The sequence below is a fragment of the Candidatus Desulfosporosinus nitrosoreducens genome (genome assembly GCF_030954495.1).
In the GTDB taxonomy this organism is placed as follows: Bacteria; Bacillota; Desulfitobacteriia; order Desulfitobacteriales; family Desulfitobacteriaceae; genus Desulfosporosinus; species Desulfosporosinus nitrosoreducens.
This window is the reverse complement of record NZ_JAVHUW010000030.1, coordinates 1-24,688: the sequence shown is the minus strand read 5'-3', so window position 1 is coordinate 24,688 and position 24,688 is coordinate 1. Positions and strand designations below refer to the sequence as shown.

The 24,688-nt window shown below is 48.2% G+C and carries 25 protein-coding genes; 21 read left to right on the top strand and 4 right to left on the bottom strand.

From position 1 onward, the window contains the following. Positions 1–7 precede the first annotated feature (7 nt). On the top strand, positions 8–289 hold the full coding sequence (locus REC12_RS04465; protein ID WP_308892614.1) for a putative quinol monooxygenase: 282 nt from the start codon (positions 8–10) through the stop codon (positions 287–289). Between the two features lie 227 nt (positions 290–516). Here the strand turns inward: REC12_RS04465 and REC12_RS04460 are convergent, their stop codons facing one another. Beyond that, on the bottom strand, positions 517–1,761 hold the full coding sequence (locus tag REC12_RS04460) for an MFS transporter (RefSeq protein ID WP_374214171.1): 1,245 nt from the start codon (positions 1,759–1,761) through the stop codon (positions 517–519). A 143-nt stretch (positions 1,762–1,904) separates the two neighbouring features. On the opposite strand from REC12_RS04460, the gene REC12_RS04455 reads away from it, so the two are divergent. Next, complete coding sequence (locus tag REC12_RS04455; RefSeq protein ID WP_308892612.1) at positions 1,905–2,819, top strand: LysR family transcriptional regulator; 915 nt, start codon at positions 1,905–1,907, stop codon at positions 2,817–2,819. On the opposite strand, the gene REC12_RS04450 is transcribed toward REC12_RS04455, so the two are convergent. Further along, on the bottom strand, positions 2,814–3,572 hold the full coding sequence (locus tag REC12_RS04450) for a methyltransferase domain-containing protein (protein ID WP_308892611.1): 759 nt from the start codon (positions 3,570–3,572) through the stop codon (positions 2,814–2,816). The genes REC12_RS04455 and REC12_RS04450 overlap by 6 nt on opposite strands. 295 nt (positions 3,573–3,867) lie before the next feature. Further along, a complete protein-coding gene (locus REC12_RS04445; protein WP_308892610.1) occupies positions 3,868–4,089 on the bottom strand; it encodes a hypothetical protein in 222 nt (73 codons plus the stop codon). 219 nt (positions 4,090–4,308) lie between these two features. On the opposite strand from REC12_RS04445, the gene REC12_RS04440 reads away from it, so the two are divergent. The 19 genes from REC12_RS04440 to REC12_RS04350 all read left to right on the top strand — a co-directional run bounded on the left by REC12_RS04440 (position 4,309) and on the right by REC12_RS04350 (position 24,161). Then, positions 4,309–5,028: an EcsC family protein gene (locus tag REC12_RS04440; RefSeq protein WP_308892609.1), complete on the top strand. Its 720-nt coding sequence runs from the start codon at positions 4,309–4,311 to the stop codon at positions 5,026–5,028. A 15-nt stretch (positions 5,029–5,043) separates the two neighbouring features. Further along, on the top strand, positions 5,044–5,592 hold the full coding sequence (locus tag REC12_RS04435; protein ID WP_308892608.1) for a hydrolase: 549 nt from the start codon (positions 5,044–5,046) through the stop codon (positions 5,590–5,592). 145 nt (positions 5,593–5,737) lie between these two features. Further along, positions 5,738–6,232, top strand: coding sequence for a rubrerythrin family protein (locus tag REC12_RS04430; protein WP_308892607.1), 495 nt, complete (start codon positions 5,738–5,740; stop codon positions 6,230–6,232). 334 nt (positions 6,233–6,566) lie between these two features. Then, positions 6,567–7,361, top strand: a complete 795-nt coding sequence (locus REC12_RS04425) for an ABC transporter permease (RefSeq protein ID WP_308892606.1) — start codon at positions 6,567–6,569, stop codon at positions 7,359–7,361. Beyond that, the gene (locus REC12_RS04420; protein WP_308892605.1) at positions 7,337–8,128 is read left to right on the top strand and encodes an ABC transporter ATP-binding protein; all 792 of its coding nucleotides are present in this window, start codon (positions 7,337–7,339) and stop codon (positions 8,126–8,128) included. Before REC12_RS04425 ends, REC12_RS04420 begins: the two co-directional genes overlap by 25 nt. 74 nt (positions 8,129–8,202) lie before the next feature. After that, on the top strand, positions 8,203–9,243 hold the full coding sequence (locus tag REC12_RS04415; RefSeq protein ID WP_308892604.1) for an ABC transporter substrate-binding protein: 1,041 nt from the start codon (positions 8,203–8,205) through the stop codon (positions 9,241–9,243). A 161-nt stretch (positions 9,244–9,404) separates the two neighbouring features. Continuing rightward, complete coding sequence (locus REC12_RS04410; RefSeq protein WP_308892603.1) at positions 9,405–10,916, top strand: ATP-binding protein; 1,512 nt, start codon at positions 9,405–9,407, stop codon at positions 10,914–10,916. Positions 10,917–10,964: 48 nt separating this feature from the next. After that, the gene (locus REC12_RS04405; protein ID WP_308892602.1) at positions 10,965–11,645 is read left to right on the top strand and encodes a response regulator; all 681 of its coding nucleotides are present in this window, start codon (positions 10,965–10,967) and stop codon (positions 11,643–11,645) included. Between the two features lie 28 nt (positions 11,646–11,673). Beyond that, positions 11,674–12,495 carry a sugar phosphate isomerase family gene (locus REC12_RS04400; protein ID WP_308892601.1) on the top strand — a complete coding sequence of 274 codons (822 nt, stop codon included), beginning with the start codon at positions 11,674–11,676 and terminating at the stop codon, positions 12,493–12,495. Positions 12,496–12,556: 61 nt separating this feature from the next. Further along, entirely contained in the window at positions 12,557–13,741 is a 1,185-nt protein-coding gene (nagA, locus tag REC12_RS04395; RefSeq protein ID WP_308892600.1) for an N-acetylglucosamine-6-phosphate deacetylase, read from the top strand. 23 nt (positions 13,742–13,764) lie between these two features. Next, complete coding sequence (locus tag REC12_RS04390) at positions 13,765–14,919, top strand: class II fructose-bisphosphate aldolase (protein ID WP_308892599.1); 1,155 nt, start codon at positions 13,765–13,767, stop codon at positions 14,917–14,919. A gap of 215 nt (positions 14,920–15,134) precedes the next feature. Then, the gene (locus tag REC12_RS04385) at positions 15,135–16,307 is read left to right on the top strand and encodes a diphosphate--fructose-6-phosphate 1-phosphotransferase (RefSeq protein WP_308892598.1); all 1,173 of its coding nucleotides are present in this window, start codon (positions 15,135–15,137) and stop codon (positions 16,305–16,307) included. 52 nt (positions 16,308–16,359) lie between these two features. Continuing rightward, positions 16,360–17,310 carry a triose-phosphate isomerase family protein gene (locus REC12_RS04380; RefSeq protein WP_308892597.1) on the top strand — a complete coding sequence of 317 codons (951 nt, stop codon included), beginning with the start codon at positions 16,360–16,362 and terminating at the stop codon, positions 17,308–17,310. Positions 17,311–17,366: 56 nt separating this feature from the next. Continuing rightward, the gene (locus tag REC12_RS04375) at positions 17,367–18,842 is read left to right on the top strand and encodes a lactate racemase domain-containing protein (RefSeq protein ID WP_308892596.1); all 1,476 of its coding nucleotides are present in this window, start codon (positions 17,367–17,369) and stop codon (positions 18,840–18,842) included. A 111-nt stretch (positions 18,843–18,953) separates the two neighbouring features. After that, on the top strand, positions 18,954–19,682 hold the full coding sequence (locus tag REC12_RS04370) for a sulfite exporter TauE/SafE family protein (RefSeq protein WP_308892595.1): 729 nt from the start codon (positions 18,954–18,956) through the stop codon (positions 19,680–19,682). Positions 19,683–19,746: 64 nt separating this feature from the next. Beyond that, entirely contained in the window at positions 19,747–21,006 is a 1,260-nt protein-coding gene (locus tag REC12_RS04365; protein WP_308892594.1) for a phosphoglucose isomerase-related protein, read from the top strand. 43 nt (positions 21,007–21,049) lie between these two features. Then, the gene (locus REC12_RS04360) at positions 21,050–22,144 is read left to right on the top strand and encodes a type I phosphomannose isomerase catalytic subunit (RefSeq protein WP_308892593.1); all 1,095 of its coding nucleotides are present in this window, start codon (positions 21,050–21,052) and stop codon (positions 22,142–22,144) included. Positions 22,145–22,289: 145 nt separating this feature from the next. Then, positions 22,290–23,249, top strand: a complete 960-nt coding sequence (locus REC12_RS04355) for an aldo/keto reductase (protein ID WP_308892592.1) — start codon at positions 22,290–22,292, stop codon at positions 23,247–23,249. Positions 23,250–23,594: 345 nt separating this feature from the next. After that, a complete protein-coding gene (locus tag REC12_RS04350; RefSeq protein WP_308892591.1) occupies positions 23,595–24,161 on the top strand; it encodes a DoxX family membrane protein in 567 nt (188 codons plus the stop codon). A 256-nt stretch (positions 24,162–24,417) separates the two neighbouring features. Here the strand turns inward: REC12_RS04350 and REC12_RS26420 are convergent, their stop codons facing one another. Continuing rightward, entirely contained in the window at positions 24,418–24,567 is a 150-nt protein-coding gene (locus tag REC12_RS26420) for a hypothetical protein (protein WP_374214174.1), read from the bottom strand. Positions 24,568–24,688: the final 121 nt, after the last annotated feature.

The window sequence follows — 24,688 nt, the reverse complement described above, 5'->3', positions numbered from 1 at the left end:
GTTTCAAGTGATTACTTATATTGCGACATTAAAGGCGTTTCCAGGCAAAGAAAAAGAATTGACAGCCTTTTGTGCTGAATTGGCCAAACAAGTAAGAAACGAAGATGGCTGTTTAATGTGTCTTTCTCATGTAGTAGCTAATGATCCGGGAACTATAGTTTTTTTTGAAAAGTATAAGGATGAGGCGGCACATCAGGCTCATATGCAAGCGGGCTATATGCAGGAAGGGTTTGAAAAATTAAAAGAACTCGCAATGGATGACAATGTGGTTTTTCTATCCGAGCTCTAGTTGTATTTACGCTCCGCCCTAAATAGATATATTAGCTGTTACCGTGATTTAACGTTGCCCAAAGGATTGAGAAGCTCTCTTCTACAACTAGGCCGGGGTTTCCCTTGCAGCCGCGATGGTCTATTTTGGTTTTATTACATACTGCAACAAGATCCGGCCGAACAATTTAGGCGTGAGTTTTTCCATTGTTCAGCCGGACCCGTCGATTTTTTATAAATTTATAAAGTTTAAACGTTAACCGTTTGCTTTTTAGGGGTAAGGGTTTTTTTGCGTTGCCGGTTAAGATGAGAAATGAAATTCAGGCGGATGGATAAGAGGAAAGCACAGATTAAGAAACCTAAGATCAGGCTGATCACGCCTACCCAACCAAAGGCTTGCCAGAAGGTGCCGCCGCTTGTTCCCCCTGTGCTCGAACCTGCGTAGTAGAAAAAGAGGTAAAGAGACGATGCTTGAGCCTTGTCATGAAGTGCCTGGCGGCCAACCCAACTGCTGGCAATAGAGTGACTGCCAAAAAAACCGAAAGTGAAGAGGGCAATCCCCAGGATTTTAATCACCAGAGACATGTGCAGAGTAAGATAAGCTCCCAAAGCCATCAGCAGCAGCCCGCTCCAGAGCATTTTGATGGGGCCATGAATATCTGCCTGACGGCCCATCCAAGTGGAGCTGAAGGTGCCTACAATATAGATAACGAAGATAAAACCGACCAGTGTCTGACTCAGGGAGTAGGGAGGAGCTATTAACTGATAGCCGATATAGTTGTAAAGCGTGACGAAGCTCCCCAGAATGAAGAAAGCGATGCCGTATAAGCAGAGCAGGCTGGGATCTTTCAGGTGGTTGACCATTGATTTTAGCAGTGGCTTGATTTCCAAAGGACGGGACTGAAAATGTTGGGATGGGGGCAATAAATAAGCAAAGAATAAACTGGCCGCCACGCTTAAAACACCGACCGTGCCAAGCGCCACCCGCCAGTTGAAAAGATCGGTAAGTACGCCAATAATAATCCGGCCGGTCATGCCGCCGACGGAAACTCCGCTGATGTAAAGTCCCATGGCGACTCCTAAGTCCCCGGGTTCAATCTCTTCGCTGAGATAAGCCATAGCCACAGCGGGCAAGCCGGCCAGGGCGATTCCCTGCAATACTCGGAATAACAGCAAAAAAGAATAATTAGGGACGAAGGCGGTGAGAATCGCCAAAACAGAAGCTGAGATCAGGGAAAAGTTCATCAGGGGTTTACGCCCCTTTACTTCGGACAGGGAGCCTACGAAAAGCATACTAAGAGCAAGGGCCATGGTTGTTAAAGAAAGTGATAAGCTGGCAACGGCAGGAGAAATGTGAAATTCCCGGGAAAACACCGGCAGCAGGGGTTGGGTGCTGTACATAATGGCAAAGGTATTAAAACCGCCAAAAAACATGGCTAACGTTGTCCGGCCAAAGGCTTTTGTGCCCTTGGCAATATAAGTTGTTTGCTTCATTTCTTTCACCTCGAAATTTCTAAACTTATCGTACACCTTGACATCTTATAACGTCTAATATATTATTTGCATAAAATTAATGCATGTTAGTTATAAAAGGTAAGGGTACACGCCTATAAAATTTTGCGAGGTTTGGTGTTCTTATGGAATGGACTCAATTTCAATATTTTCAGACTGTGGCTCAACTGCAGCATTTTACCAATGCGGCGGAGGTGCTTTCAATTTCCCAACCGGCTCTCAGCCGTTCCATCGCCAGGTTGGAAGAAGAGCTGGGGGTTCCTCTGTTTGAACGGCAAGGACGAACCGTTGTCCTCAATACTTACGGGAAGATTTTTCTGAACAGAGTTAAGCGGGCCATCCAGGAAATTACCCTGGGTCAGCAAGAAATTCAGAATTTGCTGGACCCCCTTAAAGGAAGCGTTTCTTTAGGTTTTATCCATTCCCAAGGATCGAACCTTGTTCCGGACCTGCTAGGGTTATTTCGTCAGCGTTTTCCGGAGATACAATTCATGCTCTATCAAAATGTGACGCATCAGGTTTTAGACCAGCTGGAGGCGGGGGATATTGATTTTTGCTTCTGTTCTCAGCCTTCAGTGCGGGAAAATATCCGCTGGATCAAGCTGCTGACGGAAGAAATTGTTCTGATTGTGCCGCAGGAGCATCCCTTTGCCCGGCACAAAACAGTTAAGCTCACAGAGTTAGCGGCAGAGGCTTTTATTGCCTTTAAAAAGGAACTGTCTTTGGGAGAGATTATCTATCAGATCTTTGCGGAGGCTGGCTTTACTCCCAAAGTTACCTTTGAGGGCGAAGAAGTCGGAACGGTTGCCGGGCTGGTTGCTGCCAAGCTGGGAATAGCCCTCATCCCGAAAGTTAGAAATGCCGTGATGGGAGAGATAGCTCAGGTTCATGTCTCGGAACCCAAATGTCAGCGGGTTATTGGGATGGCCTGGGTGGAGGGGCGGTACTTGTCCCCGGCGGCCAGACATTTTAAAGAATTTGTTTTGGAGCATTTCCTCAATTCTCTGGACGGGGGACGCCTGGCAGATAAGACGTTATAGTGCGAACTTTCGCGCCCAGGCGCAGAAAACCATTTCTCTTATGTAGGTAGTTTTGGATTTTTCTCTCTCTTCATCAAGCCGGTGTTCCAGTGTAGTGATATCAATTTCCTCTTCCGTAGCTGCTCCCGTCTGGATAATGCGCTTGAGCATAGCGCGAACAATCGGGGTCAGGGGAAAAGGCGCACTGGGTGTCTGGACTACTGCTTCGGCACGGACTTTTTCCACAGCAAGCCCTTTTTGAGCAAGCAGGTTCCAGAGCCCAAAACCCATATGTGTATTGCCTCCTTCCCGCTCAACCGTATCCCAGATCCACTTGTTTACTTGATCGTGCAGAGGCATAGGCACAATGCTGCCCGGGGACATTGTTGAGTCATGCTCTTGAAAAATCATCAGTCCTCCGACTTTCAATAACGCGCCAAGGTCAGCGATTACCCTTTCAGGTTCCGGCAAATACATAAGCACCCGTCTGCCCACGATAGCGTCAAATTGAGGGTGATCCAGAGAAAGATTATTTAAGTCGGCATGGATGAAAGCTGCATTTGTGAGCTTATTTTCCCGGAACCGCTCACGAGCGAAGGCCAGGGCGCTTTCGTCAAAATCTAATCCTAAAACGCTTCCTTCTGTTCCTACTATCTCCGCGAGAAGAAGCGCCAAATCACCTCGTCCGCAGCCAATGTCCAGGACGCTCATTCCTTTTTTTATTCCGGCGTCAACAAGAAGCTTATTTGTCATTTCGGCAACAATATCAGTCATTCATGTGTTCCCCCCAAACAAAATTTATCCGCTGACTAATCCGCTCTAAGACTCCCGCTTCGGCAAGCGGTGAGTTAAGAGCGGCTAAGTCCCTGGATAAGGGCGACTAAGATTCAGATGGAGTTAAAACTCCACCTGAATCAAGTTTTCTTTATTGGTTCCTAATCAGAGTATAATGGTTTACCCGAATTGTCTAATCGTTATTATATAATTTTTTTTATAAAAAACAGGCGCTCAACCATTTATGAGCCGCCTGTAATATGATATTCTTGAAGTTAAAGAGACCTGGACTTTTTTAGGCATTCAGGTAATGATACCCTTCTTTTTTCAGCATTTTTTTCACCTTGGTCAATTCCAGGGGATCGAAGAGCTGTAACTCTTTTCCGCCGCGGATCGCTAAAATCTGCGGATTGAGATGTCCTTCTTTAATCAGCTTTTTAAATTTAAATCTCGATACTTCAAGGTAATAAGTCGCTTCAGTGCTGTTTAATAAAGAATACTTGTATTGAGGGGTCATTGATACAGCCTCCTTTATATTAGATAAAATAGGCGTTCATTTTCCGAATGAGTTTCAGGACCCAACATACAATGATAATATCATCACCTCTTAAGCTGAACTTTTGCTTTTCTAAATTATATAATATACGTCAAGTATTAACACAATATTAATAAAATCTTATATTCAGGTTAATACTTTGTAGAGAAGTTGGGGTTGCAAGGGCGGGAAGCGGTGAAGATGGACTCTTATGAAGAAAAAGCTCTTCGTGAGCTTAAACTTTGGCAAATAAAAATGACCAAAAGGCCTTCTCTGGCCGGGCGAATGACCAAACCGGTTCAAACGAAAATCAACGGCCTGATCCCGGATGTTCTGCAGCATACCATAACCTTCGGGGTCAAGAATATGGTGAAAGCGGTTTTATATGGTTCGGATTTTATGGCGAAGAAATCCGCTCTCAGAGCAGCAAGTCTGGAGGAACGAGAGAAACTTGTTGCTGAGAAGCTGGCTTTCTATAAGAAAGCGGCGGCAACGACCGGGGCGGGAACCGGTGCCGGAGGGATTATCCTGGGCCTTGCGGATTTTCCTCTTCTTTTAGGACTGAAAATTAAATTCCTCTTTGATGCCGCACTTATTTACGGCTATGATGTCAATGATTTTCAAGAGAGATTGTATATTCTTTACCTTTTTGAACTGACATTTTCTTCTCAGGAAAGGAGGTGCGAAGTTTTTAAGGTCCTATTAAACTGGAATAAGAATCTCAAGAATTGTCCGCCGACTATGGAGACGTTTGACTGGCGCTCTTTCCAACAGGAATATCGTGATTACATAGACATAGCCAAATTATTGCAGCTCGTGCCCGGTATCGGCGCGGTGGTCGGAGCTTTGGCCAATTATAAGCTAGTGGACAAATTGGGGGAAACTGCCAAAAATGGCTATAGGATGCGCTTATTTTCATAGAAAGGGGTAAATAGCATGGAAAAATACTGTTTATATGGGGAAGACGCCGTTCTGATGGTCATAGACATTCAGGAAAAATTAATTCCCGCAATGAAATATGGAGAACAAGTGATCCGCAATACCAATATTCTAATCTCTCTTGCCCAAAAATTAGAGGTCCCGGTTCTTGTGACAGAACAATATCCCAAGGGCCTGGGAAAGACCGCCCCGGACTTAAGCGGCAATCTTTGTGAGGCCTCAACCTTTGAAAAAACCACCTTTTCAGGCTGTATACCCGAAGTTATTTCAACGTTGCAGGGACTTGAGAGAAAAAAGATCATTGTTACCGGCACGGAAACTCACGTTTGTGTTTTGCAAACGGTGAGAGATTTGCTGGCTCAGGATTACCATGTTTTCGTAGTCGGTGATGCGGTGTGTTCACGAACCAAGAATAATTACCGCAACGGGTTGTCCTTAATGGCGTCAATGGGAGCCGTTGTGACCAACACTGAAACGGTATTTTTTGATTTGATAAAACAGTCGGGCACACCCTTGTTCAAGGAACTCTCTAAACTGATAAAATAAGTTATACCCCCGGAGAGGCAGTTAGCATCGTTTGCTTATATTCTGAAATGAGGTGATGATTTCCGGCCCAAACCTGAGATGAGCTGTAAAGCAATCAGTCCTTAATTGGCAGTATTACCATTTAAATTTGCAGGAGGGAATTTGTATGGATAACCAAAAAACATTGGAAAATTTGCTGGCCGCTTTTGCGGGAGAAGCACAGGCTAATCGCAAATACACGGCTTATGCAAAAAAAGCTGAGGCCGATGGCAAAAAGAATGCGGCGAAACTCTTCAAAGCAGCCTCAGATGCCGAAACCCTTCACGCCCTGAAGCATTTCGAAGTAGCGGGCAAAATCAAGTCTACCGCAGAAAACCTGAACGATGCGGTCAACGGAGAAAATTATGAATATCAGAGTATGTATCCGGAATTCCTGAAAATAGCCCAGGAAGAAGGAAATCAAGCGGCTATGCGCACGTTTACCTATGCTCTGAAGGCTGAAGAGGTCCATGCCAAGCTGTACCAAGAGGCCTTAGACAATCTGGAGCAGGAGGAAGAGGTCTTTTACTATCTCTGTCCCGTTTGCGGAAACATAGAAAAATTCGTGCCGGAAAAATGTCCTATTTGCGGCGTTCCCGGCTCGAAATTTATTAAGTACTAAAGTGTAAAATAGTTTTAATAACGTACTCTGAAGCTGTTGTCAGATGAACCGGTAGGTTCGTCGGGCAACGGCCTTTTATTTGTGGTGTTATAAAATGCTCAGGCGGGTTGATGCAGATCTTTTTCCGGCCTGTAAAGTATGATAAAAGTTCATACTGTCAGCCCGAGGATTAATGTATTAATCTTTGAATAAATGCAATTAGTCTGATTGTAAACCTGGAAAATGTCAAAATTTCTAGCAGTACGGAAGTCGTTTTTTCTATTCTCAGGTAATAATCTCAGTTTCAAATGCCGTTATTGTAATGATTCATATTGAGAAAAGGGGAAGAGATACTATGGAGGTAAAACAGAAGGGATTCGCCAAGAAACTGAGTGACATTCCTAATCTGGCCTGGCTGTTGCTTTCCTTGGTGCTGGCTTTTGCACTGTGGAACCTGCTGGCGGTGATGCCCCAAACTTCACTGGTCTTTGCTTCGCCGGGGCAGATCGTACAAGCCTTTTTTAAAGAAGTAAACATGGGGGTTATGTGGGAAAATATCGGTATTAGTTTATTCAGAGTTCTGGCGGGATTTGCCTTAGGCTTTATCTTTGCAATTCCCGTAGCCTTTCTGATGGGCTGGTACAAAATCTTTAAAAACCTGGTTGAGCCTTGGATTCAATTTATAAGAAATATTCCGCCTATTGCCTATATACCGCTGGTCATTGCGGGTGTGGGTGTAGACGAGAAAGCGAAAGTCGTCGTTATTTTTATTGCCACCTTTCTGGTCATGGTAATCTCCATCTATCAAGGTGTGCGCAATGTGGACGAAACCTTGATCAAGGCAGCCAGGATTCTCGGAGCCACCAATAAGGACATTTTCTTGAAAGTTGTTGTTCCCGCTTCGACTCCGTTTATTCTGGTCGGTATGCGTTTGGGCCTGTCGGCAGCCTTAACGACCCTTGTTGCGGCAGAAATGACCGGTGCTTCCAGTGGCCTGGGGATGATGATTATGGCCGCGGGCCAATATTTTGACATGGCGGTTGTGCTCCTGGGAATCATCTTTATCGGGATAATCGGCTTGATCTTTGAAAAAATCATGAAATTCCTAGAGAGGAGATTAACCGGATGGCAGGAAACGCATGTCCAGTAAAAGTAAAAATTGATAATGTCCAGAAAATATATAAAGGACGCACCGGTGAAACGGTGGCCCTTAACGGCGTAAGCTTTGATATCGCCGAGAATGAATTTGTTTGTGTCGTCGGACCTTCCGGCTGCGGAAAATCCACCCTTCTGAATATCATAGCCGGCCTGGGCAGCCCTACCTCCGGGAAAGTGTATGTCGATGGTCAGGAAGTTGTCGGCACAGGAACTGAGCGGGGGGTTGTGTTTCAGCAATATGCCCTCTTCCCTTGGCTGACTGTCCGCAAAAATATTGAGTTTGGTCTGAAACTGAAAAAACTTGGCAAGCGGGAAATTACCGAGCTGACGAATCGTTATCTGGATATGGTCGATCTCCGGGAATTTGCGGACAGCTATCCTAAAGAACTGTCGGGCGGGATGAAGCAGCGGGTTGCCATTGCCCGGGCCTATGCCGTAAATCCCGAGGTCCTGCTGTTGGACGAGCCCTTTGGCGCCTTAGATGCGCAAACGCGGACTCAGCTGCAGTCCGAATTGCTGAAGACCTGGGAACAAGAGAAGAAAACCTGTTTCTTTATTACCCACGATGTGGAAGAAGCTATTATCTTAGCGCAAAGAGTGATTATCATGAGCGCCCGCCCCGGACGCGTGAAGGAAATCGTCAACATCAATATCCCCTATCCGCGCACCCAGGAAACAAAAATGACGCCGGAGTTTTTAGACCTCAAAAACTATATCTGGAGTCAGGTTTACCAAGAGTATTTAGCGGTCAGGAAATAGATTCAGCTTAAATTTTAATGCATCATTGCATTTAAAATTAAAAAAGAGAAAGAAAAAACAGGAGGAAGCAGAGTATGAAAAAATTCATTAACATCACAGCATCTCTTGTCCTGGTAGCCGGGTTGCTTGCAGGGTGCGGCACCGGCGGCGGAAATTCCTCAGCCTCGTCACAGCCGGAAAAACTGACCAAAATGAGAGTGGCTTACATGCCCAATATGGGCAGCGCCAGCACCTTAGTCACGGGGATCAACATGGGTTATTTTAAACAAGAAGGTATCGATGTCGAACTGGTGCAATTTGCCAAGGGGCCGGATGAGATTGCCGCTATGGGCAGCGGGAATATCGATGTTTCCCAAATCGGCCACGGCGCGCACACTCTGGCTGCCAAGGGCCAAGCGGATATTATTACGATTGATGATACAAGCCTGGCCGATGCGGTCATGGGCAACAAGGATAAAGGAATTAACACTATTGCCGATCTCAAAGGAAAAACCATCGGAACATCGCTGGGAACCTCCAGTCAGGTAATTCTGGACTTGGCTCTCGCTTCCGCCGGCATGACGGAAAAGGACGTAAAAGTTGTACAGATGGACCCCTCCGCCGCCGTGACGGCTATGGTAACCGGAAATATTGACGCCTGTGCCATTTGGTCGCCGTCAACCATAACCGTTAAACAAAAAATGGGCGACAAGGTTGTGACCCTTGCCGATAACAATACCTATAAAGATCAGCTGCAGTTCCCGTCCAGCTTCGTCGTAACTCCGGCCTATGCTGAAAAGAATAAAGATCTTCTCGTTCATTTTACCTCGGCCCTGTTTAAAGCGATGGATTACAGAGCGGACAAGAAAAATATTAAGCAAGTGGCCGACTGGGTAGCGGCCCAGGTCAAGCAGGACCCGGCCTTAATGGAGCAAGGTGAAGGCGAAGGCAACTGGCTTACTTCGAAATACGTTTACGACAGTGTCAATGACGGTACTTTAAAGAAGATTTATGAGAACCAACAAGCTCTGTTCATCAAAAACAAGCAATTGCCGGCCGCTGTTAATGTTGACAATTATGTGCTTTACGATAACATGAAAGCAGCCTACGAAGCCAATAATAAGACCAGTAAATAAAAAACCAACGCTGCGGTCTTCATCAATGTCCGGAGAATAGCTAAAGAGGGTATAAGGCACTGCTTTATTCCCTCTTTACCATACCTGCGGGACATGGCTTTGATGACTTGGCTCTCTTTTTCAGAGACATTCAGGCAAATACTCTAATGGGGTCTTGGCTTATGCTGTGTATTATTTTGCTCGTTCTTGCCGTTCTGGCCATAATGCTTGTGATCGTAAAACACGATGAGAATTCCTGGCTTCTTTTCGGGCTGCACGGAAGCTTAATCGCCATGTTCTCCGGTGTAATTATTTATACGGCTAAAATCGGCGGACTCTCAGACGCTCAGGAAGTATTTCTTTTCATGTCGCCCGCTATTAAAGTTTGGCTGCAATATTTAAATATCACCTTGGACAAGCTGGGCTATCTCATCGCTCTGGGCAGATATTTGTTTCCGACCTTTTTGCTGTTTACCGCCATGAATTATTCCATGGTTCATTTTGTCAGACGGAAACGCAGGATTCTGAATTATCTCTGCGTCCTTCCCACGGTGGTCTTTCTTGTCCTCTATTATCCGCCGGTCTTCTATGTGGTGGCGCGCAACAGGTTTTACTTTCAGGAAGTATTGATGAAATCGGCGCTCATTTGGATCGTTCTTTACATTTCCCTTTCCATAGTCCTACTGATCCATGAGTATGTCAGCATTACGATGGTTCATTGCAGCCGGCAATTCAGATATATCATTATTTCCCACACCAGCATCGCCCTTCTCTTTGGTCTGTATTGTTTTCAGGACCCTATCCAGGTCTATCAGCTCTATAATGTTTATTATGACTGGCCTCAGTACTTGTCCTATACCAATCCGGCGCTGTCCCTTTTCGAATGGATTCTGCTTACGGTGGCCACCATCGTCTTTGTGACCCTGGGTTTTTGGAAACTCATGAGCTACACTCAGATCAATTACCAGGATGGACACGAGGATATTTCCCTGCAAAAAAAATATGATACGGCGAGTCAGGGCATATCGGTTTTCGTCCACAGCGTGAAAAACCAGCTTCTTTCCGCGCGAGTCGTCCAGAAGAAAATCAATCAGCTGCTCGAGGAGGAGTTGCCGGATTTCCAATCCCTCAAGAATTATATAGACCTTATGGGCCAAATGAATGAGGGCATGCTGAGCCGGATGGAAGAGTTGTACCGCAGTATCAAAGCAAACTATATTCGTCTGACGGCAATCCCCGTGACGACGATTATCGAGATGGCGCGGAAACGCTTTAACCAAAAATATCCGGATACCCCGGTTTCCGTCCGTATGGACGCCAATCTGACCGTGCTGGCGGATGCGGAGCAATTGAGTGAGGCGGTCTGCAATTTATTGTTAAACGCTCAGGATGCCATTATAGCAGCGGGGCGGGAAAGCTGCGGCAAGGTCGAGCTGATCGTTCACAATGAGCGGCTCTATACTGTGCTGGAAATTAAAGACAACGGCACCGGCCTACCCGACAATTTGCGCAGGAAAATTTTTGAACCTTTCTATACAAGTAAAAACACAAACTATAATTGGGGCATGGGTCTATATTATGTCAAGCAGATCGTCAAGAGCCATTTGGGCCTCTTGCGCCTGGAAAGCGTCGAAAATGAAGGAACCAGCTTTTTCATCATGTTGCCTAAATACAACAAGCCTGAAGCGATGTGATGGAAGGTTACTGGCACTGAGATTGCAAGCGGAAGGCTGGCGGATAGCATGGAGACTATTAAACTTATGATTGCGGAAGATTTCCAGCTCCTGCGTGAAGATTTAAGCGAATTTTTAAATGCTCAGCCGGATATGACCGTTGTGGGTATGGCCGGCAGCGGGGCGGAAATCTATGAACTTGCCCTGAAAACGGACTGCGATATTATTTTGATGGATATTGAGATGGAGACCCTGAACGCCGGGATTATTGCGGCGGAAAAAATCCGGCAGGAAAAGGCGGAACAAAAAATAATCTTTTTAACGGCTCATGAAACAGAAACCATGATTTTCACCGCCATGGGTACGGGCGCTGTGGATTATGTGGTCAAAGGCCGCAATGAGGCGGACATCCTGGAACACATCCGTCGTGCCTATAGAGGAACTCCTATCATGGAGGGCAAAATTCACGCCACATTTCTCAAAGAATACTCAAGGCTGCGGCGTTCGGAGCGCAGTTTGCTTTTTTTTATAAATAATGTTTCCCAGCTCACCTCAACGGAGCGGGAGCTGGTCAAGTTATTGCTCCAGGACAAAACGATCAAAGAAATTGCCTCCATACGCTGCGTTGAACCTGTCACGATTAAGACTCAGGTCAAAAGCATGCTGCGCAAATTTGGCTGCAGCAGGACGAAAGAGATTGTCAAAATCATCCGGGATTTAAATATAGAGCACCTGTTTTCCAGTCACTGAGAGACAGCAAATAAGTGAGGTGTTAGCTTTGACCCCCAAGTATTACGAACTTACCCGGGAGGAATTGTTAAAAGACTCCAAGATACCGCTGCGGATTATGCCGGATCAGGGGGCGGTTTTCCAGGCCATGGCCGGGGAAATCCTCGCTCTGATTGAGGAGCGGAATTCGCAGGGCAGGAAAACCGTTTTGATCTGCCCCGTCGGCCCCGTAGGGCATTACCCCTATCTGGTCGGGATGATCAACAGCCGGCGGATCAGCCTTAAAACGACCTGGTTTATCAATATGGATGAGTACCTGAATGAAACGCTGGAATGGATTGATGAGGATGATCCCTTAAGTTTTCGGGGCTTTATGAACAAACACGTCTATGCCCAAATTAATGAGGAGCTGATCATGCCGGAAGAGCAGAGGGTTTTTCCGGACCCTAAACATCCTGAGGCTCTGACCCGGCTGCTTACAGAGCTGGGAGGAGCCGACGCGGTTTTCGGCGGAATAGGGATTACAGGCCATGTAGCCTTTAACGAGCCGGAGGAAACTATGTCCTGTGCAGACTACCTGTCTTTAAAAACGCGAATTTTGGCAATAGCTCCGGAAACCAGGGCGGTTAATTCTCTGGACGGGCTGAATGGGGCGGTTGATCAAATGCCGCGTTACTGCATAACGGTTGGGATGCACGAGATATCCTGCGCCAGGAAGATTCGCCTTTACTGTTTTCGCAATTGGCACCGCGCCGTCGTGCGCAGAGCCTGTCATGGAGAGCCGACAGCCGCTTTTCCGGTGACGCTGCTGCAGGGGCATCCGGACATTTCCCTGACGATCCCTGAGAGTGTGGCCGCCAATGGTTTTTGAGTGTCGGCACTCGGAAAGGAATCTCCATGCTTGAAGCGTATTTGAGGGGGTGGCAATAGACTTGGAGGAGCTTTTTATTGCTAACGGGGAAGTTTTGCTTAACGGCCGCTTTACAACGGTTGATATTACAGTCAGAAACGGCAGGATTTCCAGTCTGGGCCGGATCGGTTCCAATTCCGGTTCCAGTTCTCCCAATGGTCTGCGGTTGGATGCTGCGGGGAAAAAGGTCGTCCCCGGGTTTATTGACATTCATACGCATGGCGGAAACGGGGTAGACGTTAACAGCGCTTCAGCAGCAGACCTTCTTCAGCTCAGCCGCTATTTCGCCGCCCAAGGTACAACAGGATGGCTGGCCTCGATTGTGACCGACAGCTATGAAAAAACACTCCGGGCTATCGGACAGATTCGCCAAGCCAGGGCGGAACTCAAGAGCGGAGCGCAGATTTTAGGCATTCATCTCGAAGGTCCCTTTCTCAGCCGGGAGTATAAAGGTTCGATGCAGGAAACTCTACTTAGAGAAGCCGATCTCTCTTTATTCGCGGACTATCAAAAGGCGGCGGCGGGGCTGATTAAATATATTACGGTCTCTCCCGAGGTGGCAGGTGTGCCTGAGCTGGTCAAAGAACTGGCGGCAAGGGGGGTCATTGTTGCTCTCGGGCATTCCGGGGCAGATTACGCTACAACCCTGAGCTGTATTGAGAACGGTGCGGCGAGCGCAACCCATACCTTCAACGCCATGAAACTGTTGCATCAGCACGCCCCGGGAATCTGCGGCGCCGTATTGGAGACGGATATTTTTTGTGAAGCCATTTGTGACGGCAGGCATCTTCATCCGGGCATAATCCGGCTGCTGCTCAAAACAAAGGGCAGCGCTAAAGTCATTGCGGTCACCGACAGCATTATGGCAACCGGGCTGCCGGACGGATTTTACAAGCTTGGAGGGAGCAGTGTGAAGGTCAGCGCTGGGGATGCCAGACTTGTCGAAGACGGCACGAGGGCGGGAAGCACTCTTACAACCGCCAAAGCCTTGAGGAACCTGGTGGCTTACAGCGGCCGGAAACTGGAAGAGGTTATCCCGCTTCTGACAGCTAATCCTGCTGCCCTGCTGAAGCTGGACAGTTCCAAGGGTTCCATCAGGGAAGGCGGCGATGCCGACCTTGTGCTGCTGGACCAATGCTTGGAGGTCGATACGACAATCGCCGGCGGCAAGGTGGTATTCCGGCGCGGGACGTTGGAGAGTTTCTAATATTTTTCGAGAGGAAGTTAGATATGCCGATTGTACCTTTAAGACCTCTGTTAGAGGCTACCCAAAAATACTCCTTTGCCCAGGGCGCTTTTAATGTCAATGCCGTTGCTCAGGCTAAAGCGGTGATCGAAGTCCATGAAATGTTCCGCTCGGCCGCCATTTTGCAGGGAGCGGACCTGGCCAATGGCTTCATGGGCGGGCGGAAAGATTTTGTTAATGCCACCCTGGATGATAAAAAAATTGGCGCCAAAAATATTGCGGCTGCCGTTAAAAAATATGGCGCCGCTTCCCCAATTCCTATTGTTCTTCATCTCGACCACGGCAGAGACTTCGAGTCCTGTAAAGCTGCCATAGACAATGGCTATACCTCGGTCATGATTGACGGCTCGGCGTTGCCCTTTGCACAAAATGTGGAGCTGACCCGCGAAGTGGTCAAATACGCTCACAATTTAGGCGTGACCGTCGAAGGAGAGCTCGGGGTGCTGGCCGGAGTCGAGGACCATGTCTTTGCCGATGAATCGACCTATACCAATCCTACCAAGGTTGTCGAGTTTTTGAAAAAGACGGGCGCGGATTGTCTGGCGATTTCTTATGGCACAATGCATGGCGCCTCCAAAGGCAAAAATGTCAAACTGCGCCAAGAGATTGCGATAGCGGCCAGAGAATGCCTGCTGCATGAGCATGTTTTTGGCGTGTTAGTATCCCACGGTTCCTCAACGGTGCCTAAATATATCGTTGACGGGATAAACCGGCTGGGAGGGGAGTTAAGCGATGCGCACGGCATACCGATTGAGGAACTGAAAGCCGCCATACCCTGCGGCATCGGCAAGATTAATGTGGACACGGATATCCGTCTTGCCGTTACCCGCAATTTGAAGGAGCTTTTTCATGCTAAGTCACAGCTGCGCACCGCTTCCTCTGTAAGGGAGATTTATCAGCTTCTTGAGGCTAACAAAGCAAAATTTGACCCGCGTATTTTCCTTGTCCCGATTATGGATACCTTGATGACGGGCCTTATACCGGATGACGATGTAGCCGAGGTTGTGAAATGCATTGAGCGCGGCGTTAAGGAAGTGGTGGGGACATTGATCGTTGAATTTGGCTCCGTGGGCAAGGCGGATCTGATAGAATGTCCGACGTTGGAGGAAATGGCCGGGAGATACAAGAAAGGTCTGTAAACAAGCGCTGCAGCCTTGCTTCAGGTCATTGCCCGGCCTGGTCTTTATCCGCTGGCTAATTCGCTCTAAGACTCCCGCTTCGGCAAGGGGTGAGTTGAGAGCGGCTAAGTCCCTGGCTAAGTGCGACTAAGATTCAGATGGAGTTAAAACTCCACCTGAATCAAGTCTTCTTTATGCAGAGCGATAATTTAACACGTGATTAGGAGAGAACAGACTTGAACGGTAATTTATTAATTGTCCATGGAGGCGGACCGACCGCTGTCCTTAATTCCTCTCTCTATGGAGTCTTAAAAGAAGCGCAGAAGCACTCTGAAATAGGCACGGTCTACGGAGCCTTGGGCGGCACGGGCGGGGTGCTGGCGGGAAATTTCTATGATTTTTCCCAGATGCGGCCTGAGATGTTGGAATTGTTGAAACAAACTCCGGCCACTATTATCGGAACTTCCCGCAAGCCCTTGGAGTCCAGTGATTACGAGCAAATGATCAAGGTCTTCAAGCAGCACAAAATAAAATACGTTTTGCTGAACGGCGGAAACGGTTCCATGGATGCCTGCGGCAAACTGTACCGGGCCGCCTGGCAGGAAGGTATTGCGGTCGTCGGCATCCCTAAAACCGTCGACAACGATTTGTCCGTAACCGATCATTGTCCCGGTTTTGGCAGTGCCGCGCGGTATATCGCTCAGACCGTTGCCGAGATTTCCGAAGATGTGCACTCTTTGCCGATTCATGTCTGTATTATTGAGTCTATGGGGAGAAACGCCGGCTGGATCACTGCGGCCTCGGCTCTGGCAACATCTCAATCATCCTGCGGGCCCGACCTGATATGTCTGCCGGAAGTAGCTTTCCATGAGGACAGGTTCCTGGCGGAAGTCGAATCCTTATACCAACGCCAGGGCTGCGCCGTAGTCGTTGCCAGTGAGGGTCTGAAGAATGAGGATGGTTCTCCCGTTGTCAAGCCGGTTTTTCAGGTTGGACGCTCCGTTTATTTCGGCAATGTCGGGGAACATTTAGCCGGGCTTGTCATCAAAAAGCTTGGCATCAAGGCGCGCAGCGAGAAGCCGGGCTTAGCCGGCCGGTCGTCGATTCTCTATCAATCGCCTACGGACAGCCATGAGGCCAGCTTGGCCGGAGCTGCGGCCTGTAAAGCCGCGGTTGAGGGCAAGACGGGTATTATGATCGGGTTTGAGCGTTTGAGCAGTGAGCCTTACCGGATAAATCTCTTTGAGATCCCCATAGAGGACGTCATGCTTCAGGAGAGAAAAATGCCTGAAGAATTCATTGCCGGCGCTTACGGCGTTACGCCGGAGTTTTTAGACTGGTGCCGTCCTCTGCTTGGGGGGCCTCTGCTGCAATTTGCCAGACTGAATAAAGAATCCAATCTAATCTAATCTAATATCCCAAGGGTATGCGTGCTGAGTAATACGGATGAGAGAAGTGGAGATGGCTATGAAACGATTGTTTGTCAACCTTAAACGCTTTGAGGTGTCCCGTTCCCGGGGTGGTCTTTGCCCCTATGAAAACCCCAGGCTTTGGATTGAAGAAGTTATCGGGGAGAGTGTAGCCTTAGGAATCGGCTCCCTCGCTGAACTTCAGGTTGTTTATCTGGTACCGGAAGCATTGATCATCCCGGCGCAGGAAAAGCTGGCCCAGTACGGTGCAGGCGATAAAAAAGGCCTTCACATAGGCTGTCAAAGCGTATTTCGGCAGAATATAACGCCGGGCGGGAATTTCGGAGCCTTTACAGCGAACTTCCCGGCGGCCGGCGCCTATCAGTTGGGGTGCAGATGGTCAATGATCGCCCATTCCGAGGAAAGACGGGATAAACTGGAGATTATGGCCGCTTTTGAGCCAGACCTGGCGAACAATACGGCTCTAAAAGAACGCGGGGCTTCAGCCGTTGATAAGCTAATTAACAAGGAAGTCCTGGCAGCTCTGGAACAAGGCTTGAATATCCTGCTTTGTGTGGGGGAAACGGCCGAAGAACGGGGCAGCGGCAGCCCTGAGGAACAGCAACGGCGCACAGCGGAAACTCTTGCCGCTCAATTAAAGAGGGGCCTGAATCAAGTACAGGGTTACCTCCCGAAGCGGCAGATCGTTATAGGCTATGAACCGATCTGGGCTATCGGCCCGGGGAAAACACCGCCCGGCCCCGACTATATTTCCTTCGTTTCCAGCTTTATTAAAGATGAAGTGAAAAAGCTCCTGGGTACGGAGATTCCTGTTGTTTATGGCGGCGGTCTGAACGAAAATAACGCGGCGGCCATAGCCGGTGTCCCCACCATAGACGGTGGTTTGGTAGCCCTTACCCGGTTTACAGGTCAGATTGGTTTTTATGCTGCAGACTTTAAAAAGATTATTGACAAATATCTGGAGAACAGTCAGAATCCTTGAGAGGATTGGTTTCTCTTTGCATCAAGGCCGGTGTCGGCGGAAAGGATCAGTGAATTATGAAACTGGAATTTGAATATGGACAAGGCCTGATGGCCGCAAATCTGCCCGATACTACGGATATTTTTATCCCCGGTGAAACGGTCAAGGACCCGCCCTGTCTGGAAGATGTTTACGCCGCAACGAAAGAATCTCTGCTTAAGCCGATCGGCATGGAGCCGATTTCTCAGCTCGCCCATCAGGGTTCGAAGGTTGTCATCGTTTTCCCCGACAGGGTAAAGGGAGGAACGCAAGCGACATCCCACCGCAAGGTCTCTATCAAGTTAATTTTGGAGCAGCTCTATGCGGCCGGTGTTGCCAAGGAAGACATTCATCTGCTATGTTCCAACGGGCTGCACCGCAAAAATACGGAAAGCGAAATTAAGCTGCTCCTGGGTGAAGAGATTTTTAATAGTTTTTGGTATACGCATCAGATTACCAATCATGACAGTGAAGATCCCGCAGCTATGGTTAATCTTGGAACAACGGGGCGCGGCGATCCGGTTCTGATGAACAAAAAAGTTTTCGAAGCGGATTTGCCGATTTTAATCGGGCACGTCCAGGGGAACCCTTACGGCGGTTACTCAGGCGGTTATAAACACTGCGCTACGGGGATTACTCACTGGCGTTCCATCGCTTCGCACCACGTGCCGGAAGTTATGCACAGAAAGGATTTCACCCCGGTCAGCACGCATTCTTTGATGCGTTCCAAATTTGATGAGATAGGGATGCATATGGAAAAATGCATGGGGAAAAAGTTTTTCTGCTGTGACGCGGTCCTGGATACTTATTCCCGCCAGATTGCGGTTTTCAGCGGCTATGCTCAGGAACTGGAGCCCCTCTCCTGGGAAATTGCCGACCGGCGCACTTATGTTCCCTGGGCTGAGAAAAAGTACGATGTTGTGGTTTTTGGCATGCCCCAGTCCTTTCACTACGGAAACGGGATGGGTACGAATCCGATCTTTATGATGCAGGCGGTTTCGGCTCAGATTATCAGGCACAAACGGATTTTAAGCGATAACTGTGTGATCATCTGTTCTTCGGTCTGCAACGGTTATTTTCACGACGAAGAATTTCCGGGTTATCGCGAAGTGTACGATCTGTTCCAGCATAACTACAACAATCTCTTGCCCGACCTGGCCCAGTATGGCGAATACTTCGCGACCAACGAGGAGTATATCAGAAAATACCGCTATTCTTACGGATTTCACCCCTTTCACGCCTTTTCCATGATCAGCTGCGGGCATATCGCCGAGATGAATACCGCGGCCATTTATATCGTCGGCGCGCAGGAACCGGGTTATGCCCGGGGCATGGGTATGAAAACGAGAGCCACCTTTGAGGAAGCCTTGGAGGATGCCAAAAGGAAATATGTCGGAGCGCATCCCAATATCCTGGCTCTGCCCAAGGCCTTTACACTGGGGGCTGTTCATCTTATGATGAAAGAGGAAACCTACAACCGTGTCAATGAAGGCCATAGCCACGGCTGCGGCTGAGGAATTAGCGGCAAGTGCCGGCGGATTGAGCCGGTGCCTGTAAAGTGCCGCTAAAATAAAAATAAGAGTTGCTTTGTCATGGAGATGCAGGGCAGAAATCGAGGAGTGTCAATGAGTTATTTATGGGTTGCCCTGATTGCTTTACTGGGCAGTATGCTGCAAACAGCTACGGGTTTCGGTTTTGCTGTTGTCACTATGGCATTGTGGCCCTTTATTATCCCTTTTAAGGCAGCGGCGGCGACTGAAGTTTTTTCCGCCTTTGTGATGGTCATTTATATTTCCTTCAAATTTCGCAAACATATTAACTTTAAGCTGCTGCTCTATCCCACGATTTCCTCCTTAATCATGGGGGTTTTAGGCGTTTTGGCCCTGGTGTCCAGCGGAGACGCGATTTTACACAGAATGCTGGGGGCGGTTTTATTCCTGCTGTCGCTTTACTTATTCTTTTTCAGCGAAAAGTTCCGAATTAAACCCACTCCGCGGAAAGGCTTGCTGGTGGGAGCAATCAGCGGCATACTTAACGGTTTGTTTAATATTGGCGGCCCGCCCATGGTGGTTTACTTTCTGTCGTCAACGGATGACAAGCTTGAGTATAGCGCCACGATTCAATGCTTCTTTATGTTGAGCGCCCTAAGCGTCCTGGGCATGCACTTGGCAATGGGCAACGTCAGCTGGGATATTGCCAAATTCAGCCTTGCTGCCGTAGGCGGCTTGGTGTTGGGGATCTTTCTGGGCATGTATTTATTCAAGAAGTTTTCGATTGCCACGATCAAGAAGGTAGTCTATCAGGCTATGGCCGTGTTTGGCCTGTTTCTGCTGGTATTTGGCGGCGGAAAATAAGCTGTATAATGCCTGACGAAAGTTGAGTCGGAAAGAATTCGGAAAAATGTGGAGGCCAAATGTCATGAAAAAGGTGGAAATTTCTTTTGCCGACGGGTTGTTTGACTCGGAAGAGATAGCGGGCTTTGTCCGGAAACATAAATCTTATTTGGAAGGAGTTCTCAGCCGGGAAAAAATCTATCAAGACAGTCTTGGCTGGCTGGATGTTGCTGAATGGGCAAGTGACGATGCCCTCAAAAAAATTGAGGATAGGGCCAGGGAAGTCCGGCAGGACGCGGATGTCTTTGTGCTGATTGGCGTCGGAGGCTCAAATCAGGCGGCCAGAGCGGTGATCTCAGCCCTGCCCCGGGAGAATGCCCCGGAAATACTCTATGCGGGCAACAACCTTTCCGCGGATTATCTGAACAAATTACTGCAGGCCTTGGCGGGAAAATCCGTTTATATCAATGCCATAGCCAAAAATTTTGAAACTTTAGAGCCAGGCCTAAGCTTTCGCGTACTCCGCCAATATCTTGAGCAGCGTTACGGCGGCGGGGCCGCGGCCAGAATCGCCGTGACGGGGACAAAAGGCAGCTCGCTGCAGCAATTGGCCCTGGATCACGGGTATACCTTTTTTACCTTCCCGGAGAATATAGGGGGCAGGTATTCCGCTCTCTGTGATGTAGGCCTTTTCCCTATGGCTGTCGCCGGTATTGACATCGGCAAACTGGTGCGGGGAGCCCAGGAAATGCGAGCACGCCTCCTCAAAGAGCCGGCGGAAGAAAATATCGCCTTTCGCTATGCGGCCTACCGCAATTTGCTGCAGCTTAAAGATTACCGTTTGGAGATGCTGTCCTTTTTTGAGCCGCGGTTTTACTATTTCAGCAAATGGTGGATACAACTGTTTGCCGAGAGCGAAGGCAAGGACGGCAAAGGAGTCTATCCCGTAGCCGGAAATTTTTCCGAAGACCTGCATTCCATCGGGCAGTTTGTGCAAGAGGGCAGAAAAATGATCTTTGAAACCTTTCTCGATCTTTCCGGGCAAGACAGCAGCCTGATCATAGCCGGGGATGATAAGCACGATTACTTTGACTACCTAGATGGAAAAGACCTTTGGGAGATTAATAAACTTGCCTTTCAGGCGACCTTTGACGCTCACCGCAAAGGGGGCATTCCCTGTCTAAAATTAACGCTGCCGGAGCTTGACGAATACTATTTCGGGCAGTTGTTTTATCTGTTTATGGTTGCCTGTTATTTGTCCGGCAAAATGCTGGAAGTCAATCCTTTTGACCAGGGCGGGGTAGAGAGGTATAAGGAAAATATGTTTAAGTCCCTTGGCAAATGATCCGGCTAAAAGCAGAGGATGAGCAGAACGGAGATGTCTTACAATGGAGTCAGATAGTCCAGGAATTCTCAAGCTTGAGCCGACAAGAGTGTGGCGGGCTTACAAGGGAGGAAAATTGCTGGAGGAGTGGCACAGGGCCGGGAATCCTCAGGACGGCAATTTTCCCGAAGAATGGGTTGCCTCGGCCATTACGGCCAGGAATCCCGGCAGAGAGGCTATTGCGGAGGAGGGGCTGAGCAGGGTCAGTATGCCGGGCGGCGGCCCTTTTCTGAGAGAACTGATCGAGAGTGACCCGGTATCCTTTCTGGGCAGAAAGCATTGGGAAAAATACGGCCGCAGTATGGCGGTTCTGGTCAAGCTGATCGATTCTCTCGACCGTCTGATTATTCAAGTTCATCCGGACAAAGAGTTCGCCAAAAAGGTGCTCTCTTCTGACTATGGGAAAACCGAAGCCTGGTACATTATCGGCGGGAGGCAAATAGACGGGCAGGACCCCTATGTCCTCATGGGCTTTAAACCGGGGATGAACAAGGAAAGATGGCGAAGGCTTTTTGAAAAGCAGGACATAGAGGGCATGCTGAACGCCCTGAATAAGTTAACCGTTAGCCCGGGGGAGGTTTATCTGATCGAAGGCGGTGTTCCTCATGCTATCGGCGCCGGTTGTTTTCTGATTGAGATCCAGGAGCCTACGGATTACACCCTGAGGGTTGAGAGAAAAACTCAGCAAGGCATCGTATTTCCGGACGAGCATTGTCATCAGGGCAGCGGGTTTGACAAAATGTTCGACTGTTTCCATTACGACTGTTATACGGAAGACGAAGTTAAGAAACGCTGGCGCTTGAGTCCCAAGCTGCTCAGTTCAGACCGGAAGGCGGAACATTGGGCCTTGATTGATGATGAAGCCACGGATCTTTTCGAAATGCACAGGGTGTCTGTCAGAGAGGAATTCAGCCACAGGACGGACGAAAGATATTGCATTATTATCATCACGGCAGGGGTTGGAACCATCGGAAGTTCCGGAGTCCAGCAGAACGTCGGCAAAGGCGACTTGCTCTTTGTCCCGGCGTGTTTGCAGGAGGTACGCTTTGAGGCCTTGGTCGGACCGCTGGAAGCAATTTTATGCTTTCCTCCCAAGTGATACGGGAAAAATTTCCGCTTAACTTTCTGAGCTTTAATAAAAGCAAGGAAAAATTCCGCGCTCTTCGCACAGCGCCTTGCCGGCGAGTCCGGATTTTTGAGGCAACAGTTGTGGGAGTGCAAGTCGAAGAGGAGGGGGTTCATTAATGAGGTATTTGACGCTAAAGGGCCATGGTCTTGATTTAAAAGTTTCTAAATTGGCCATGGGAACCGACAAACTTATGTTAAGTCTGACTGATGAGGAATTTTTTTATCTCTTGGATACTTACACAGATGCCGGCGGCAATTTCATCGACACGGCGAGAGTTTACAGCGGCGGCAAAAGTGAAGAGGCCATCGGCAGATGGCTGAAGAAAACGGGAAAACGCGGCAATATTGTCCTTTCCTCCAAGGGCTGCCATCCTCCCCGGGAAAACATGGCCCAAAGCAGATTAGCCAGGGAAGACATGGCCTATGATCTTGAGCTTAGTCTTAAAGCCCTGGAAACGGACTGTCTTGATATTTACTGGCTGCACAGAGATGATCCCGCAATTCCGGCGGGTGAAATTGTCGAGCATATCAATTCCTTTATCCAAGAGGGAAAAATCAGAATGGCCGGCTGCTCCAACTGGCGCTCCGACAGGATTGAAGAGGCTAATCAATACGCGGCGCAAAAAGGGCTGAGCGGTTTTTCCTCAAGCCAGATTCAGTGGAGCCTGGCCCATACCAGCGAAGATATTTATCAGGATTATGGCATTGTGATCATGGATGAGAAAGAATATGACTACTATTGCCGGAAAAACCTGCCGGTCCTGGCCTATGCTTCGCAAGCGCAAGGCTTTTTCTCCAAAGTTGCCAAGGATGGTCTTGAGGTGCTGAGTGAAAAGACCCGGAAGCGGTTTGCCAGTGAAGATAATCTCAAGAGGCTGGAAACGTTGCAGGACTTTGCCGCCAAACACGGGATTTCCTTAGCGGCGGCATCTTTGGTCTATATTACCTGCAACCGGCTCCCGGCGGTGCCGATCATCGGCTCGCGAACCCCCCGGCAGCTGCAGGAAAGCCTCGAAGCCGCGGATATCCTGATTACTCCTGAAGAAGCGGATAAACTTTACGTTATTGCTCAATAAAGAAGACTTGATTCAGGTGGAGTTTTAACTCTACCTGAATCAAGTCTTCTTTATTGAGCAGTGGTGCCACTTCACGTCATGTATGTCTGAAAAAATAACAGGCGGCACAATTTTCCAAGTTCCATCCAGAAATTGTAACTCGGATAACTAAACCGTTAACTAATTAGGGGCTCTCTGTTAACAGAGTTAAAACAAAGTTTCCAAAACGGTTAACTAGTTAACGCCCCCCCATACCGGAAGGGGCTATTTTCCTTAGGTTTTTTCTTGGCATGGTTCTTGCTAAATATAGAGTCAAGACAATGTCTGACGAATGAGTTAAGCATTGAAAAAGAAGGAGGGTTTTTTATGACTGCATATTCTGATGCGGTAAAAGCCAAATTTAAGGATGGCAAAGTGGCTTTTCTGGTTATTATTTTCACGGTGGCACGGCTGATTTATGGGTGGGCTTGGGTCACATCCGGATTTGAAAAGCTTACAACCTGGTTCACCGACGGTAAACTTAACTCGGCGGGAAAAATCGGAACTCTCATTACCAACATCGCCGGTCCCAAAGTGACGAGCTTTGACCCACTTTATATTAACAAAGCCTTTGCCTGGCTTGCCCAAAATGTTTTTCTCGGTATGCCGCAGGTAACGGATACCCTGGTCGTGATTTTCGAGATTTCCGTTGGCGTATGCATGATTCTTGGCTTTAGAATATTTTGGACTGCTCTTGTCGCCATATTCATGAATTTACAGTTCTTCGGCGGCGGTTCTTTCAACAACTTCGGTTATGTCTGGACCGACCTGGCTATGCTGAAATTTGCCCAATATGCTGAGCTTCTTGGCGTCAGCGGCTATTTAAAATATCGGAAAAACAGAGATCTGTTGGAAAAAGGTCAACGCAATTTCGCATCTGCTGCCGGAAAATAAGAAGATCAACTGCCTTATTCATACTATAAAAAACTGCACTTCGTGGCGTATTTTCCTCCGGCATAAGTACAGCCGGGCCAAGCCGCCTGCGCAAACTTAGTGCCGGCCAGGTTCCCTTTATCCGCTAACTATAATTTATACTATACGTTCAAAGCCTTAGAGAGTGATTTCTAAGGCTTTGAACGTATAGTATAAGTCTTATGTTTTTATCTGCTGACTAATCCGCTCTAAGACTCCCGCTTCGGCAAGCGGTGAGTTAAGAGCGGCGAAGTCCCTGGATAAGTGCGACTAAGATTCCGATGGAGTTACAACTCCACCTAAATCGTAGGCTGCTTAATGTTTGCAGGCCACGCCGCTTTCGTTTTTTCCAAAGACCCGTGCGGGTAATCCCTGAATACTGGGCCAAGGCCGTCTTATTTCCGTCAAATTCGCTTAACAAGCGTTAATCCTTTGGTACTCCGTCTCCATTTCATCGCTGGCTTGAGTATAAAAAAATTCAGGGGGAAGATCCCGGGCCTGTATCACTT